Raw genomic sequence first — 13,899 nt, forward strand, 5'->3', positions numbered from 1 at the left:
GCGCGAGGATGGAATGCACGTCAGCCAGGAGCAAGGGAGCACCATGAGCCGCAGCGCCACCGCCGCCACGCACACCGTCCGCGAGATGCGGGACTTCCTCTTCGCGAACGCCACCGACTACGAGGCGGCGCGGGCCGGGTTCGCCTGGCCGCAGGTGCCGGAGTTCAACTTCGCGCTGGAGTGGTTCGACGTGGTCGCGGGCGAGAATCCCGACCGACCGGCGGTGCAGATCGTCGAGGCCGACCTGAGCCTGCGCTCCTGGACCTACGGCGAGCTGTCGGCACGATCCGACCAGGTGGCCGCCTGGCTCGCCGCTCTCGGCATCGGCCGCGGCCACCACGTGATCGTGATGCTGAACAACACGATCGAGCTGTGGGAGGTGATGCTGGCGATCACGAAGATCGGCGCCGTCTCCATCCCGAGCTCGACCCTCCTCTCCGCGGCGGATCTCGCCTACCGCGTAGACCACGGCCGCGCGCGGGCGGTCATCACGCTCGGAGCCCTCGCCGACCGCCTCGACGGCATCGGGCCCGACATCCTGCGCATCGGTGTGGGCGACGGCATCCCGTCCGGCTGGGCGCGCTTCGATGATTCGACCGCTGCCACGGCGGTCTTCGAGCCCGACGGCCCGACCCCCTCGTCCGACACCGCCCTGCTCTACTTCACCTCGGGCACCACGAACCGGCCGAAGCTCGTGCAGCACACGCACGCCTCGTATCCGATCGGGCATCTGTCGACCATGTGGTGGCTCGGTGTGCGCCCCGACGACGTGCACCTCAACATCTCCTCCCCCGGCTGGGCGAAGCACGCCTGGTCGAGCTTCTACTCGCCGTTCCTCGCCGAGGCGACCGTCTTCGTCTACAACTACGCCCGCTTCGATGCGAACACGCTCATGCAGGTCATGGACACCCACCACGTGTCGACGTTCTGCGCGCCGCCGACGGTGTGGCGGATGCTGATCCAGGCCGACCTCGCCCGCCTCACCCACCCGCCGCGTGAGCTGGTGGGGGCGGGTGAGCCACTGAACCCCGAGGTCATCGACCGGGTGCGCGACGCCTGGGGCGGAACGATCCGCGACGGCTTCGGTCAGACCGAGATGACCGCCTGCATCGGCAACTCCCCGGGTCAGGCCGTGAAGGTCGGATCCATGGGCCGCCCCCTGCCCGGATACCCGGTGGTGCTGCTGGACCCCGTCACCGGAGAGGTCGTCGACGCCGAGGGCGAGATCGCGCTCGACCTGTCCCGGCCTCCGCTCGGGCTCATGGCCGGGTACTACGACGACCCAGAGAAGACCGCCGAGTCCCGGGCGGGTGGTTACCACCACACCGGCGACATCGCGGTGCGCGACGACGATGGCTACCTCACCTACGTCGGACGCTCCGATGACGTGTTCAAGGCCTCCGACTACAAGATCTCGCCGTTCGAGCTCGAGTCCGTGCTGCTGGAGCACGACCTCGTGATCGAGGCGGCGGTGATCCCGAGTCCCGATCCGACGCGTCTGGCCGTGCCGAAGGCCTACGTGTGCCTGACCTCCGATGTCGCAGCCGCCGACTCGGACGCGGCGCGCGCGATCTTCGCCTACGCGCACGAGCGGCTGTCGTCGCACCTGTGGGTGCGGATCATCGAGTTCGTTCCGGAGCTGCCGAAGACGATCTCGGGCAAGATCCGCCGTGTCGAGCTGCGCGCTCGCGAGGCCGCGCGTGTGCAATCAGGAGACGAGAGCGGACAGCACCGCGACCGCGACTACCGCTGAACGCTCAGCGTACGATCGCGACCGACGCCGTCGCCGGCCCGGTCTTCGACAGTGCCGGCTTCGAGGTCGGAGCCGTGGGTGCCTTCGAGGCGGGAACCGCCTTCGGCAGCGCGTCCTCGGCCGCACGGTCGACCCGTCCGTCACCGGCCGCGTTCACGATCGCACGCACGATGGCGCCGACGATCAGCATCGCCACGAGCGATCCGCACGCCACGATCAGCGGCGTCCAGTCCTGCCCGAACGAGGCTGCGACACTCATCAGCGCGCCCACGATCCACAGACCCACCGCGCCCCCGGCGAGCCCACCGGCTCCTCGGATGATCGCGACCGCCGCGACGATCGCGAAGATGGCGGCGAGCGCCGCACCCGCGTAACCGATCGGCACCATCACCGCGGCCAGATCACTGGCCACTCTCATTGTCGTCATGACGACCCCCCGTCAGTGGTTACTCCACTCATTCGACATTAGAAGTGTCTCCCGGAAAGGGCATCCGTCTCAAGTGCGACGCGCATCATCCTGGAGGCGGATATCCGTGCGGATCGGACAGACCGAGACGGAGTTTCAGCGGCGTCTCGGCCAGCGCAGGCGGCGCGCCCGTTGCACGCGCACCGGCTGGGTGACGACCGCGTCCACGACCATCGACCCGTCGGTCGGCCCGACGATCGCGATGGCCGAGGTCTCGGTCGCCTCCGCGGGGTCGATGGGCAGCCGCCCGAGCGCCCGATGGGCACGGACGTACGCGGGCACGAGCAGCACGATCGCACCGAGCCACGCGAGCGGGTTGCTCAGGGCGACGCCGTCGAAACCGATCCACGCGCCCAGCACGATGGCCGCCCCCACGCGCATCACGAGCTCGATCACGCCGGTCACGGTGGGCACGAGGGTATGGCCGAGCCCCTGCAGGGCACCGCGCAGCACGAACAGCATGCCCAGCGCCCAGTAGCCGCAGCCGTTGATGATGAGCATCCGGTGCGCGTCGTCGACGACGGCGTCGGACCCTTCTCCGATGAACAGGCGCACCATCGGCGCACCGAACGCGATCAGCAGCCCGCCGAGCACGAGACCGGCGACGACGGCCATCCAGGTCGCCTCGACCACACCGCGGCGGATGCGGTCGGGACGACGTCCGCCGTGATTCTGCGCCGCGTACATCGAGACCGCGAGGCCGAGGGAGGAGAGCAGGGCGACCGCGAGGCTGTCGACGCGGGATCCCGTGGTGTAGGCCGCGACCGCATCGGCTCCGAGGGTGTTCAACGCCACTTGCACGGTCAGCGTGCCTATCGCGATGATCGACGCCTGGAAGCCCATCGGCAGTCCGAGGCGCAGGTGCTCGCTGATGTCGGCCCGGGTGATGCGCCAGTCCGCGCGGCGCAGATGCAGCATGGGCAGGCGGCGGCGCACGAACTCGAGGCACAGCGCCACCGAGACGGCCTGCGCGACGACGGTGGCGATGGCGGCTCCGCCCACGCCCCATTCGAGGGGGCCGACCATGAGCACGACGAGCCCGACGTTCAGCACGCACGAGACGGTGAGGAACACCAGCGGTGTCTTCGAGTCGCCGATCGCGCGGATGATCGCGGAGAGGTAGTTGAAGAACATCGTCGCGCTCGCGCCGAGGAAGCTGATCTGCGTGAAGATCGTGGCCTCGGCCATCAGCTCCGGCGGCGTCTGCAGCAGGGCGAGGATCGGGGCGGCGAGGAGGGGCGCTCCCACGGTCAGGATCACGCTCGTGAGGGCGCTCAGGAGAACGCCGGTCGCGACCGAGCGACGCACCGCCGCGTCGTCTCTCGCGCCGAAGGCCTGCGCGATCGGGATCGCGAAACCGCTCGTCAGCCCCCAGGCGAACCCGAGCAGCAGGAACAGCAGGCTGCCGGTCGCACCGACGGCCGCGAGCGAGGTGACGCCGAGGTGTCGGCCGACGACGATGGCATCGGCGAACTGGTACAGCTGCTGCACCACGTTGCCGAGGAGGAGGGGGATGGAGAAGGCAAGGATGACGCGCCACGGACGGCCCGTGGTGAGGGAGGTGGCCATGAAGGAGCGGCTCGCAGAACTGAAGGGATGATCGGGGGTGGAACAAGCCTATCGAATCGATTCGGCGGAGCGGAATACCGGATCAGGATTCCGAGCATCCCGGACTCGGAAGGTACCGTCGGAACGACACCGTCGACGACGACCGGAGGAAGAAAGTGACCACGCAGCACACGGGGGGAACCGGACGCGCGCACGACGTCGCCGCGGACGGAGAGGAACAGCACCTGCGGCGCGCGCTGAGCAACCGCCACATCCAGCTCCTCGCGATAGGCGGGGCCATCGGCACCGGACTCTTCATGGGCAGCGGCAAGACCATCTCGGTCGCGGGCCCGTCGGTGATCTTCGTCTACATGATCATCGGGTTCATGCTGTTCTTCGTCATGAGGGCCATGGGCGAGCTGCTGCTGTCGAACCTGAAGTACAAGTCGTTCAGCGACTTCGCGAGCGATCTGCTCGGCCCGTGGGCGGGGTTCTTCACCGGATGGACCTACTGGTTCTGCTGGGTGGTCACCGGCGTCGCCGACGTGATCGCGATCGCCGGGTACACGGATGCTCTCATCCCCGGCGTCCCGCTGTGGATCCCCGGCGTCCTCGTCATCGTCATCCTGCTCGCCCTGAACCTCCCCACCGTCGCCGCGTTCGGCGAGATGGAGTTCTGGTTCGCGCTGATCAAGATCGTCGCGATCGTGGCGCTCATCATCACCGGTCTCGTGATGATCTTCACCGGCTTCCAGCACGACGCGGGCACGGCGAGCTTCTCGAACCTCTGGGACAAGGGCGGCATGTTCCCGCACGGGTTCATGGGCTTCGTCGCCGGATTCCAGATCGCGGTGTTCGCCTTCGTCGGCATCGAGCTCGTGGGCACCGCCGCCGCGGAGACCAAGGACCCGAAGCGCAACCTGCCCAAGGCCATCAACGCGATCCCGATCCGTGTGCTGCTGTTCTACGTGGGGGCGCTCATCGTGCTGATGGCGGTCACCCCGTGGACCGAGTACGTCGCCGGCGAGAGCCCGTTCATCGCGATGTTCGCCCTCGCCGGGCTCGGCATCGCCGCGACCGTGGTCAACCTCGTCGTGCTCACCTCGGCCATGTCGAGCGCGAACTCCGGCATCTACTCGACCTCGCGCATGGTGTTCGGCCTGGCACAGGACGGCGATGCCCCGCGGGTGTTCGCCCGGCTCTCCCGCCGCCGGGTGCCGCAGAACGCGCTGTTCCTGTCGTGCATCCTGCTGCTCTCCGGCGTCGTGCTGCTCTACGCGGGCAAGGACATCGGCACCGCCTTCGACATGGTCACGACGGTCTCGGCGCTGTGCTTCATGTTCGTGTGGACGATCTTCCTGTGCAGCTACCTCGTGTACCGGCGCACCCGCAAGGACAAGGTCGCCGCCTCGACGTTCCGGCTGCCGGGCGGCGTGTTCATGGTCTACGTGGTGCTGGCTTTCTTCGTGTTCATCCTGTGGGCGCTCACGACGCAGCCCGACACGTTGACGGCACTTCTGGTGACGCCGCTCTGGTTCGTGCTGCTGTTCGTGGCGTGGATCTTCGTGCGCCGCTCACCGAACCACCTGGCCCGGCATGCGGCGCACATCGCCCACCTGCGCGACGACTCGGTCGAGGCGGACTAGCCGGCAGAGGCGGCAGCGGGGATGGCCGGCGTCGCGGGTGCCGCGGCGAACAGGCGCTTGCGCAGTGCCAGGAACAGCAGGACCATCCCGGCGCTGAGCAGGATGTGCCCCATGCCGGCGATGCCCGCGATCATGCTCGACGACTCCTGGCCGAGCACCGTCAGGCAGCCGTGCCACACCATCATCGCCGACGTCAGCACGAGGCCGGCGTTGTACAGCCAGAAGAACCAGCTGAAGAGGCGGCTCTCGGAGAGCGCGAACGCCTTCTCCAGGAGCAGGACGATCAGCAGCACGACGAAGCCCAGCGTGAGCAGGTGCGTGTGCACGAGGCCGAGCTGCGTCGCCTCCCCCTCGGGGAAATCGTTCATCTTGGTGAACTCTCGGTAGAAGAGTCCGGAGGCGACGCCCACGAGCATGTAGGCGAACGCGGCGGAGAAGAGCCTGCGCATCGGGAATCCTTTCGGTCTGATTCCAGCCTCGTCGCCGCGCGGATTCCCGGGATCCATCGAACGGTTGAGATGCCGGAAGCGGGCCCGACGCGCAAGCGGAGGGCTCAGAGCAGGCCGCTGTCGCGCGCGATGGCGATGGCGCGCGCACGACTGTCGGCGCCGAGCTTCTCGAACACGTGCACGAGGTGGGTCTTCACGGTGGCCTCGGTCACGAACAGGGTCTTCGCGATCTCGCGGTTGGATGCCCCCGTGTCGAGCAGTCGGAGCACCTCCAGCTCGCGGTCGGTCAGGCGCACCCGCGGTGCGCGCATGACCTGCACGACGCGTGCGCTCAGCTCGGGAGTGAGCACGAGTCCGCCCGAAGCCGCCTGCCGGATCGCGCGCACGATGTCATCGGGGGCGACGTCTTTGAGCAGGTAGCCGGCCGCTCCCGCCTCGATAGCGCCCAGGATCTCGGCGTCGCGGTCGAACGTCGTCAGGATCAGCACGGCGGGGGCCGGCTGTTGCGCACGCAGCGCGGCGGTCGTCTGCACCCCGTCCATGCCGTCGCCCAGCCGCAGGTCGCACAGCACGACGTCGGGACGCAGATGCCGCGCGAGGGTCACGGCCTCCTCGCCGGACGCCGCCTCACCGACCACCTCGACGTCGTCGCGATGGTCGAACAGCGAGCGCACCCCGGCCCGGACGATGGGGTGGTCGTCCACGAGCAGCACGCGCACCGCGGTCATGGCTCACCCCCAGGTCGCCGTGCCTGAGCAGTGCCGCCCAGGGGGATGTGCGCCGAGAGCGCGGTGCCGTCACCCGGGGCGCTCTCCACGTCGAGCCCACCGCCGAGCTCCCGCAGGCGCGCACGCATCGAGCGCAGCCCGTAGCCGCCGCCCCGACTGCCCACCCCGCCCTGCGCGTCCCAGTGCCGCGCGTCGAATCCGCGCCCGTCATCGACGATGTCGAGCCGCACGGTGTCGCCGGCATCGGCGAGGGTGACCACGACCCGGGTGGCCGACGCGTGGGAGCGGACGTTCGCGAGGGCCGACTGCGCCGTCCGCAGCAGGGCGACCTCGGCGTCGATGCCGAGCGAGGGCAGGTCGTCGTCGGCGTGCAGCGTCACCTCGATACCGGTCTCGTCGGCCAGGCGTTCGAGCATCCGGGCCAGGGCGTCGCCGAGCGCCGTGGATTCCAGCTCGGCCGGCATCAGCGCGTTCACGATGCGCCGCGCATCCGCCATCCCCTCCGTCGCGAGGGCACCGATCTGCTCGAGGGCTCGTGTGCGCTGGGCCGGATCGTCCGCCTCCAGGGCCGAACGCGCCAGCATCCCGATCGACGACACGCTCTGGGCGACCGTGTCGTGGATGTCGCGCGACACCCTGGTGCGCTCGGCGCTCGCCCCGGACTCGCGCTGAGTGCGGGCGAGCTCGTCCTGCAGCGCGGCCATCTCCTCCTGGGTCGCGACGAGCGAGGCGATCAGCCGACGCCGCTCCCGCCCGTCACGGACGAGCTCGAGGTATCCGCGGGATATCCCCAGTGCGAAGATGCCGCCGACGAGGGGACCGATCACGTTCGCATAGGTCGTGGCACCGGTGTGCAGCAGCGGGGCGCTCACCACGACTGCGAGGATCGCCACGCTGAGCAGCAACGCCCACCGCAGGCGCATCACGAACCCGGCGAGCAGCCACAGCGGGAAGGCGAGCCACACGAACTCCGGTGAGACCACGACCGCGCCGAGCCAGATGAGTGTCAGCCCGAGCAGCCACCACGTCGCCAACCGACGGTCGGAGATGCGCTCGCTGAGCAGCAGCCCGCCGCCGTACCAGCCGAGGAACACCAGCGAGAGGGCCAGCACCCACGGAAGCGGCACTCCGTCGGCTGCGGCGCGCCCGGCGCCGACCACGAGCAGCACGACCGTGATGACGGCCTGGCCTATCCGGATCGATCCGACCAGGCTCGCCCAGGTGCGCGGGGTGCCCGAGCCGGCCGCGCGCTCGTCGCGGCCGGCTCGCTGAGCCCGCGTGGGGTCAGCTCGCGGCGGGAGAGGTGTCGACTGCGGCATCCTCGTATTCTCCCCCGTGCGGTCGCTGCGCACCTCGATCGGTGGTGGATTCGTCCGCACCGCTCTTTCCCGGCCACCACATCCGATCCCCGACGATCGCGAAGATCGCAGGGACCACGAGGGTGCGCACCACGAAGGTGTCGACGAGCACGCCGATGCCGACGATGAGCCCGATCTGTCCGAGAGTGACCAGCGGCAGCAGCCCGAGGGCGGCGAACACCGCCGCGAGCACGACACCGGCGCTGGTGATCACGCCGCCCGTCGCCGTGAGCGCTCGGACCATCCCCTGCCGCGTGCCGACCGTCCGCGCCTCCACGCGCGCCCGGTGCACCAGGAAGATCGTGTAGTCGATTCCGAGCGCCACCAGGAACAGGAACGACAGCAGCGGCACCTGCAGGTCGAGGGCATCCCATCCGAACAGCACCCGGCTCAGCCAGGTGCCCGCGCCGATCGCGGCGACGGCGCTGAGGATGTTCACCAGGAGCAGCAGCACGGGTGCCACCAGGGAGCGCAGCAGCACGATCAGGACGAGCAGACTGACCGCGAGCACGAGCGGGACCAGCAGCTGCAGGTCGCGCTGATTGCCCTCGCGCGCGTCGAGATCCGCCGCCACCGGACCACCGACCACGGCATCGGCTTCCGGCACCGAGGCCGCGGCCTCGCGCACGGCACTCACGAGATCGAGGCTCTCCGGGGTGCCCGGCGCCGGTTCCCCGACGACCATCAGTCGCGTGAGTGCGCCATCGGTGCTCTCACCGGTCGTCGACACCCGGAGCACGCCCGGCACGTCTTCGACCGCGCCGGCCAGCGCATCGGCTGCCGCCGTGTCACCGATCACGATCATCGGCTGAGCCTCACCGGCGGGGAAGTGCTCGCCCAGCCCCGTGAGCCCCGCTGCCGATTCCGACGCGACACGGAACTTCTCCACCTGGGTGAGCCCGACGGATGCTCCGGCGAGACCACCCGCGAAGACACCGAGCAGCGCGAGCCCGCCGACCAGCGGCACCCACGGACGCCGGGAGACGCGCTGCGCGACAGCACCCCACACGCGACCGGTCTTCGCGTCATCGCCGACCCGCGGCGCGAACGGCCAGAAGATGCGGCGGCCGCACACCGCGAGAGCGGGCGGCAGCACCAGCAGCACGGCGGCGAGGGCGATCAGAAGGCCGATGGCCGAGGCGATGCCGAGTCCACGCGTGCCAGGGATCACCGCGAGGGCGAGAGTCGACAGGGCGAGCACCACGGTGAGGTTCGAGGCGACGATCGCGGGTGCGGTGGCGCGCCACGCGCCGACGAGCGCACGACGGTGATCGGACTCATGCGCGAGTTCCTCTCGGTAGCGCGAGATCAACAGGAGCGCATAGTTCGTCCCGGCGCCGAACACGAGCACGCTCACGATGCCGGAATCGAACTGCAGCCCGAGTCCGGCACCGATCGCCGCGGTGGCCTTGTTCGCCAGCTGGTCGGCGAGGGCGACGACGACGAGGGGGATCATCCACAGCACGGGCGAGCGGTAGGTGACGATGAGCAGCAGCGCGACGATCCCGAGTGTCACCATCAGCAGCGTGAAGTCGGCGCCGTCGAACGCGGAGGCGACGTCGACACCGAACGCGGGTCCACCCGTGACCTGCACGCTCAGCCCTTCGATCGGATGCTCCGTCACGGTGTCGCGCAGACCGTGCACGGCCTCTGCGGCGGCATCGTCGTCGGCGAGCGTGAGCGTCGCCTGCAGCACCGCGGCCTTCTCGTCTTCGCTGACGATCGGCCCGTGCGGCTCGTGCCCTGTCTCCGCTTCGACCTCTGCCGAGAGGGAACGCAGGGCGGCGATGTCGTCGGCGGCGAGTCGCTCACCGTCGTCCCGCGACGCGACCAGCAGCACCGTGGACTCATCCGCGTCGGGGAACTGCTCGGCGAGGGCGGCCGTCCGGGCCGACTCGGAATCCGGCGGAGCCACATCGGTGCCCGAGGGCAGCGACGCCCGGCCGAGCGCCCCGAGGAGCGCGGTGAACGCCACGACGGCGACCAGCAGGGAGATCCACCCGCCGCGTCGCGAGGTGAGCCACAGGGGAAGAGAGCGGAGGGTGCGGAGCATGGATCCAGTCCAGCCGTCGCCGCCCTTCCGAGGATCGGGCGGGGGGCTGAGACTCGTCTCCACCGTTCGATGGATGCGGCCCTGCCGCCCGCGACCTTCCCGCCAGCGGGGTCCCGGCCAGCGGGGTCCCGACAGGACCTCCCTCGGCACCGTGCGCGCGCGTAGCGTCGGGAGCAGGCCGCCGATCCGTCCGCGGCCACGACGAAAGGACATCTCATGCACACGCGCACTCTCGGACAGGGCCTCCAGGTCTCTGCGGTCGGACTCGGCTGCATGGGCATGTCGCAGAGCTACGGGCCCAACCCCGGAAGCCGCGACGACATGGTCGGGGTGCTGCGGTCGGCGATCGAGCACGGCGTCGACTTCTTCGACACGGCCGAGGTCTACGGCCCGTATGTGAACGAGGAGCTCGTCGGCGAGGCGCTCGAGCCGATCCGCGATCGCGTCGTGCTCGCGACGAAGTTCGGGTGGGACATCCAGGACGGCAGGAGCGTGGGGCTCGACAGTCGGCCCGAGCAGATCCGCCGAGTGGCCGAGGCGTCGCTGCGGAGTCTGCGCACCGATGTGATCGACCTCTTCTACCAGCACCGCGTCGACCCCGACGTGCCGATCGAAGACGTCGCCGGGACCGTCGGCGAGCTCATCGCCGAAGGGAAGGTGCGCCACTTCGGGCTCTCCGAGGCCTCGGCGGACACGATCCGCCGCGCACATGCCGTGCACCCGGTCACCGCGCTGCAGAGCGAGTACTCGCTGTGGACCCGCGATCCCGAATCCGAGATCCTGCCGGTGCTCGCGGAGCTGGGCATCGGATTCGTGCCCTTCAGTCCGCTCGGCAAGGGGTTCCTGACCGGCACGGTCGACACGGCAGCCGACTTCGCAGCCGGCGACATCCGCGCCACGATCCCGCGGTTCACGGCCGAGAACCGGGCGGCGAACCATGCGCTCGTGGCGCACGTGACCGAGCTGGCCACGGCGAAGGAGGCCACACCCGGTCAGATCGCTCTGGCATGGCTGCTCGCACAGCAGCCGTGGATCGTGCCGATCCCCGGCACCCGACGCACCGTGCGCATCGCCGAGAACGCCGGAAGCACGGCGGTCGCCCTGTCGGCCGACGAGGTCGCCGACCTCTCGACCCTCGCCACGCGCGTCGGGGTGAGCGGCGACCGTTACAACCCGCAGCAGATGGCGTTCGTCGACCGTTGAGTCCTCCGCGGCCTCGGTATCGTGAGGCGGGTGATCTCCGCCCGCAGCTATCCCGCGACCATCGCGTCCGCTGTCGAGCACGAGACCGTCATCCGCAAGTCGCGCTTCCTCACCCGCATCGAGCCCGTCTCCTCGGTCGAGCAGGCCGACACCGTGATCGCCGCCATCCGGAAGAGGGCCTGGGACGCCAACCACAACTGCACCGCGATGGTGACGGGTCTGCTCGGCGATCAGGCGCGGTCCTCGGATGACGGCGAGCCCTCCGGCACCGCGGGGATACCGATGCTCGAGGTGCTGCGCTGGCGCGAGCTGACCGATGTGGTCGCGGTAGTGACCCGCTACTTCGGCGGTGTGAAGCTCGGGGCGGGAGGCCTCGTGCGCGCCTACTCGTCCGCCGTGTCCGAGGCACTCGATCTGGCGTCCCTCGTGCGGCGGGCAGCCCTCCGGCAGGTGACGCTCGAGGTGCCGCACGCAGACGCCGGCCGCTACGACAATCTGCTGCGCGACTGGGCGGTCCATCATGGTGCGACGCTGGGCGCGCCGAGCTATGCCGCGACGGCCACGCTCGAGCTGTGGGCCCCCGAGGCCGAAGTCCCCCGGCTCGTCGACGATCTGGCCGCGGCATCCGCGGGTGCGATCGCGCCGGTCCTCGGTGTCGAGCGCATCGTCGACGTGCCCGCCTGACACCGACGGGCATCGGCGAAACCACAACGAACGACGGATATCCTGGATGCCGCGGTCGCGGAGGGAGAGCGATGTTCGACAGTCCGCTCTCGGCCTCGGCCTACGAGATCCTCGGGGTCGACCCCTCCGTCGACGACGCCGAGCTGCGCCGCGCCTACCGTCTGCGGCTGCGCCAGACGCACCCGGACACCGGTGGCGACGCCGCGATCTTCATCCAGGTGCAGCGCGCGTGGGAGCTGGTCGGCACCGTCGAGAGCCGTGCCGCCTACGACCGCCGCTCCGGTGTGGCGTCAGCGGCGACACCCGACGCCGAAACCGGGTGGAGCGGATGGCGGCCTCAGGCAGCGCGTACCGACACCCGTCCGCGCGCCCGCTCCTACGGCCACCCCGGCGGATGGCGTCGCGAGCGCTACCTCGTCCTCATCCGCGAATGGGCGGGCCGTGGCGTCGAGGTCCCCGACCCCTACGACCCCGCCCTGGTGCGCTCGGCTCCCCGCGATCTGCGCCGACTGCTCGCCGATGCCCTGGCGGAAGAGGCCACGGCGCGCACGGTCTCCGACCTCGGCATGGGCTTCACGGTGTGGCACGACGTGGCCGTGGGGGCGGATGCCGACGACAAGCTCGACCATGTGGTGCTGGGCCCCTCCGGCCTGTACGGGGTGATGTCGGAGGACTTCGGAGGGGTGGTCGGCTTCCGGCGCGGCGAGATCACCGGGCCGAGCCTGGGAACCCGCGCGCCGGTGACGGCTGCCCTCGGTCGGATGCGCACGATCGCCAAGACCGCCCGCGTGCGCTTCAGCGGTGCGATCATCGTGCTGCCCGACGACGACCTCGCGCAGGCCGTCACACCGCTCGGCACGAGCCGCGGCGTTCCGGTCGTCGTCGTGCGCCGCAGCGCGCTGGCGATGGTGTTGCGTCAGGGCGTTCCGCAGGCGCGGGCGATCGGCGGGAACGAACTGTTCGACGTGCGCACCCGACTGCAGCAGACCGTCCGCTTCGTCTGACGCCGGTCGGCCGTGCGGTCCCACGAGCTGGTCGTGGGACCAGCTCATGGGACCGCACTGCGCCTCACGATCAGGCGCTCAGGGTCAGGTCAGTCGACGACGCCGGATGAGCGCCGACCCGACGACCAGCATCAACCCTCCGAGGAGCAGACCGGCCGAGAGCGTTCCGCCGGTCACCGCGAGGGTGGGCGGCGGCGACGGGAAGACCCGTGTGGTCGTCTCCGAGGTCGGCGGATCGATCGGGTCCCCACCGGGCGGGGTTCCCGTTGCCGTGGCCACATTGCGCACCTGTCCGTTTCGGACGTCGGCAGCGGTGACGGTGTGCGCGGGCACGGTGCAGGTCATCTGCGCTCCGGAGGCGAGGCTGGTCTGCGGACACGTGACCGCACCCGCGGTGGGGTCCGACACCACGATGTCGGCGACCGTCTGAGCGCCGGTGTTCGTCACGATGATCGTCCACTCGATGCGATCACCCGGATCGATCACGCCGTTCCCGTTGACGTCGACCGGATTCGCGCGCTTCTCGAGTCCGAGCGAGTTGGTGCCGTCGAAGGGCACCTCGACCGTCGACGGCGGCGACACCGGCGGCTCGCCGGAAGGCGGCGTACCCGTCGCGGTGGCGGTGTTCGTCAGCAGCCCGGAATCGACGTCGGCCTGCGTCGTCTGATACTCCGCCGTGCAGGTGACGAACTGGCCGGGCAGGATGCTCGCGGCTCCCGCCGGGCATGTGACCACGGGAGCGGTGCCCGTCCCCGTGAACGCCGTCTCATCCACGCTCACGTCGGTGAGGGTGACGTTGCCGGTGTTGGTGACCACGAACGAGTACGTGAGCGTCTGCCCCACGGTCGTCATCGTCTCCGGCGTCGCGGACTTCACGATGCTCACGCCGGGAGCAGGGACGACCGGGATCTCGGTCGTCGATGGGGGTGAGACGGGGGGCTCGCCCGTCGGCGGAGTACCGGTCGCGGTGGCCGTGTTCGACACGCTCCCGGAATCGACATCCGCCT

The 13,899-nt window shown here is 70.1% G+C and carries 12 protein-coding genes; 5 read left to right on the top strand and 7 right to left on the bottom strand.

Translation table 11 applies throughout. The features are described from left to right. Window positions 1-43 precede the first annotated feature (43 nt). A complete protein-coding gene (locus tag ASC55_RS10440) occupies window positions 44-1,753 on the top strand; it encodes an AMP-binding protein (protein ID WP_200935163.1) in 1,710 nt (569 codons plus the stop codon). 4 nt (window positions 1,754-1,757) lie between these two features. On the opposite strand, the gene ASC55_RS10445 is transcribed toward ASC55_RS10440, so the two are convergent. Further along, window positions 1,758-2,180 carry a hypothetical protein gene (locus ASC55_RS10445; RefSeq protein WP_127483242.1) on the bottom strand — a complete coding sequence of 141 codons (423 nt, stop codon included), beginning with the start codon at window positions 2,178-2,180 and terminating at the stop codon, window positions 1,758-1,760. A 135-nt stretch (window positions 2,181-2,315) separates the two neighbouring features. Then, the gene (locus ASC55_RS10450; protein ID WP_055875119.1) at window positions 2,316-3,788 is read right to left on the bottom strand and encodes an MATE family efflux transporter; all 1,473 of its coding nucleotides are present in this window, start codon (window positions 3,786-3,788) and stop codon (window positions 2,316-2,318) included. A 155-nt stretch (window positions 3,789-3,943) separates the two neighbouring features. On the opposite strand from ASC55_RS10450, the gene cycA reads away from it, so the two are divergent. Beyond that, complete coding sequence (gene cycA / locus ASC55_RS10455; RefSeq protein ID WP_055875122.1) at window positions 3,944-5,413, top strand: D-serine/D-alanine/glycine transporter; 1,470 nt, start codon at window positions 3,944-3,946, stop codon at window positions 5,411-5,413. On the opposite strand, the gene ASC55_RS10460 is transcribed toward cycA, so the two are convergent. The 4 genes from ASC55_RS10460 to ASC55_RS10475 form a co-directional block, all read right to left on the bottom strand. After that, window positions 5,410-5,862 (bottom strand): DUF2871 domain-containing protein, encoded by a 453-nt coding sequence (locus ASC55_RS10460; RefSeq protein ID WP_055875126.1) that lies wholly within the window; start codon window positions 5,860-5,862, stop codon window positions 5,410-5,412. The genes cycA and ASC55_RS10460 overlap by 4 nt on opposite strands. Window positions 5,863-5,966: 104 nt before the next feature. Next, entirely contained in the window at window positions 5,967-6,590 is a 624-nt protein-coding gene (locus tag ASC55_RS10465) for a response regulator (RefSeq protein ID WP_017829789.1), read from the bottom strand. Next, window positions 6,587-7,909 (bottom strand): sensor histidine kinase, encoded by a 1,323-nt coding sequence (locus ASC55_RS10470; RefSeq protein ID WP_055875131.1) that lies wholly within the window; start codon window positions 7,907-7,909, stop codon window positions 6,587-6,589. The genes ASC55_RS10465 and ASC55_RS10470 overlap by 4 nt, the downstream gene beginning before the upstream one ends. After that, on the bottom strand, window positions 7,875-10,001 hold the full coding sequence (locus ASC55_RS10475) for an MMPL family transporter (RefSeq protein WP_055875134.1): 2,127 nt from the start codon (window positions 9,999-10,001) through the stop codon (window positions 7,875-7,877). The genes ASC55_RS10470 and ASC55_RS10475 overlap by 35 nt, the downstream gene beginning before the upstream one ends. Window positions 10,002-10,217: 216 nt before the next feature. On the opposite strand from ASC55_RS10475, the gene ASC55_RS10480 reads away from it, so the two are divergent. From ASC55_RS10480 to ASC55_RS10490, 3 genes are all read left to right on the top strand, one after another. Further along, window positions 10,218-11,204, top strand: coding sequence for an aldo/keto reductase (locus ASC55_RS10480; protein WP_055875137.1), 987 nt, complete (start codon window positions 10,218-10,220; stop codon window positions 11,202-11,204). Between the two features lie 30 nt (window positions 11,205-11,234). Then, complete coding sequence (locus tag ASC55_RS10485; protein ID WP_055875140.1) at window positions 11,235-11,888, top strand: IMPACT family protein; 654 nt, start codon at window positions 11,235-11,237, stop codon at window positions 11,886-11,888. A 71-nt stretch (window positions 11,889-11,959) separates the two neighbouring features. Next, window positions 11,960-12,892: a J domain-containing protein gene (locus ASC55_RS10490; protein ID WP_055875143.1), complete on the top strand. Its 933-nt coding sequence runs from the start codon at window positions 11,960-11,962 to the stop codon at window positions 12,890-12,892. An 84-nt stretch (window positions 12,893-12,976) separates the two neighbouring features. On the opposite strand, the gene ASC55_RS17570 is transcribed toward ASC55_RS10490, so the two are convergent. Continuing rightward, a partial coding sequence (locus ASC55_RS17570; RefSeq protein ID WP_442922350.1) for a DUF7507 domain-containing protein occupies window positions 12,977-13,899 on the bottom strand: 923 nt, incomplete at its 5' end.

The organism is Microbacterium sp. Root322 (genome assembly GCF_001425645.1).
GTDB lineage: Bacteria > Actinomycetota > Actinomycetes > Actinomycetales > Microbacteriaceae > Microbacterium > Microbacterium maritypicum.

Bases quoted from the DNA above. Each gene is read 5' to 3' on its own strand.
- ASC55_RS10440 (WP_200935163.1), top strand. From the start codon at position 44: ATGAGCCGCAGCGCCACCGCCGCCACGCACACCGTCCGCGAGATGCGG.
- ASC55_RS10445 (WP_127483242.1), bottom strand. From the start codon at position 2,180: ATGACGACAATGAGAGTGGCCAGTGATCTGGCCGCGGTGATGGTGCCG.
- ASC55_RS10450 (WP_055875119.1), bottom strand. From the start codon at position 3,788: ATGGCCACCTCCCTCACCACGGGCCGTCCGTGGCGCGTCATCCTTGCC.
- ASC55_RS10460 (WP_055875126.1), bottom strand. From the start codon at position 5,862: ATGCGCAGGCTCTTCTCCGCCGCGTTCGCCTACATGCTCGTGGGCGTC.
- ASC55_RS10465 (WP_017829789.1), bottom strand. From the start codon at position 6,590: ATGACCGCGGTGCGCGTGCTGCTCGTGGACGACCACCCCATCGTCCGG.
- ASC55_RS10470 (WP_055875131.1), bottom strand. From the start codon at position 7,909: ATGCCGCAGTCGACACCTCTCCCGCCGCGAGCTGACCCCACGCGGGCT.
- ASC55_RS10475 (WP_055875134.1), bottom strand. From the start codon at position 10,001: ATGCTCCGCACCCTCCGCTCTCTTCCCCTGTGGCTCACCTCGCGACGC.
- ASC55_RS10480 (WP_055875137.1), top strand. From the start codon at position 10,218: ATGCACACGCGCACTCTCGGACAGGGCCTCCAGGTCTCTGCGGTCGGA.
- ASC55_RS10490 (WP_055875143.1), top strand. From the start codon at position 11,960: ATGTTCGACAGTCCGCTCTCGGCCTCGGCCTACGAGATCCTCGGGGTC.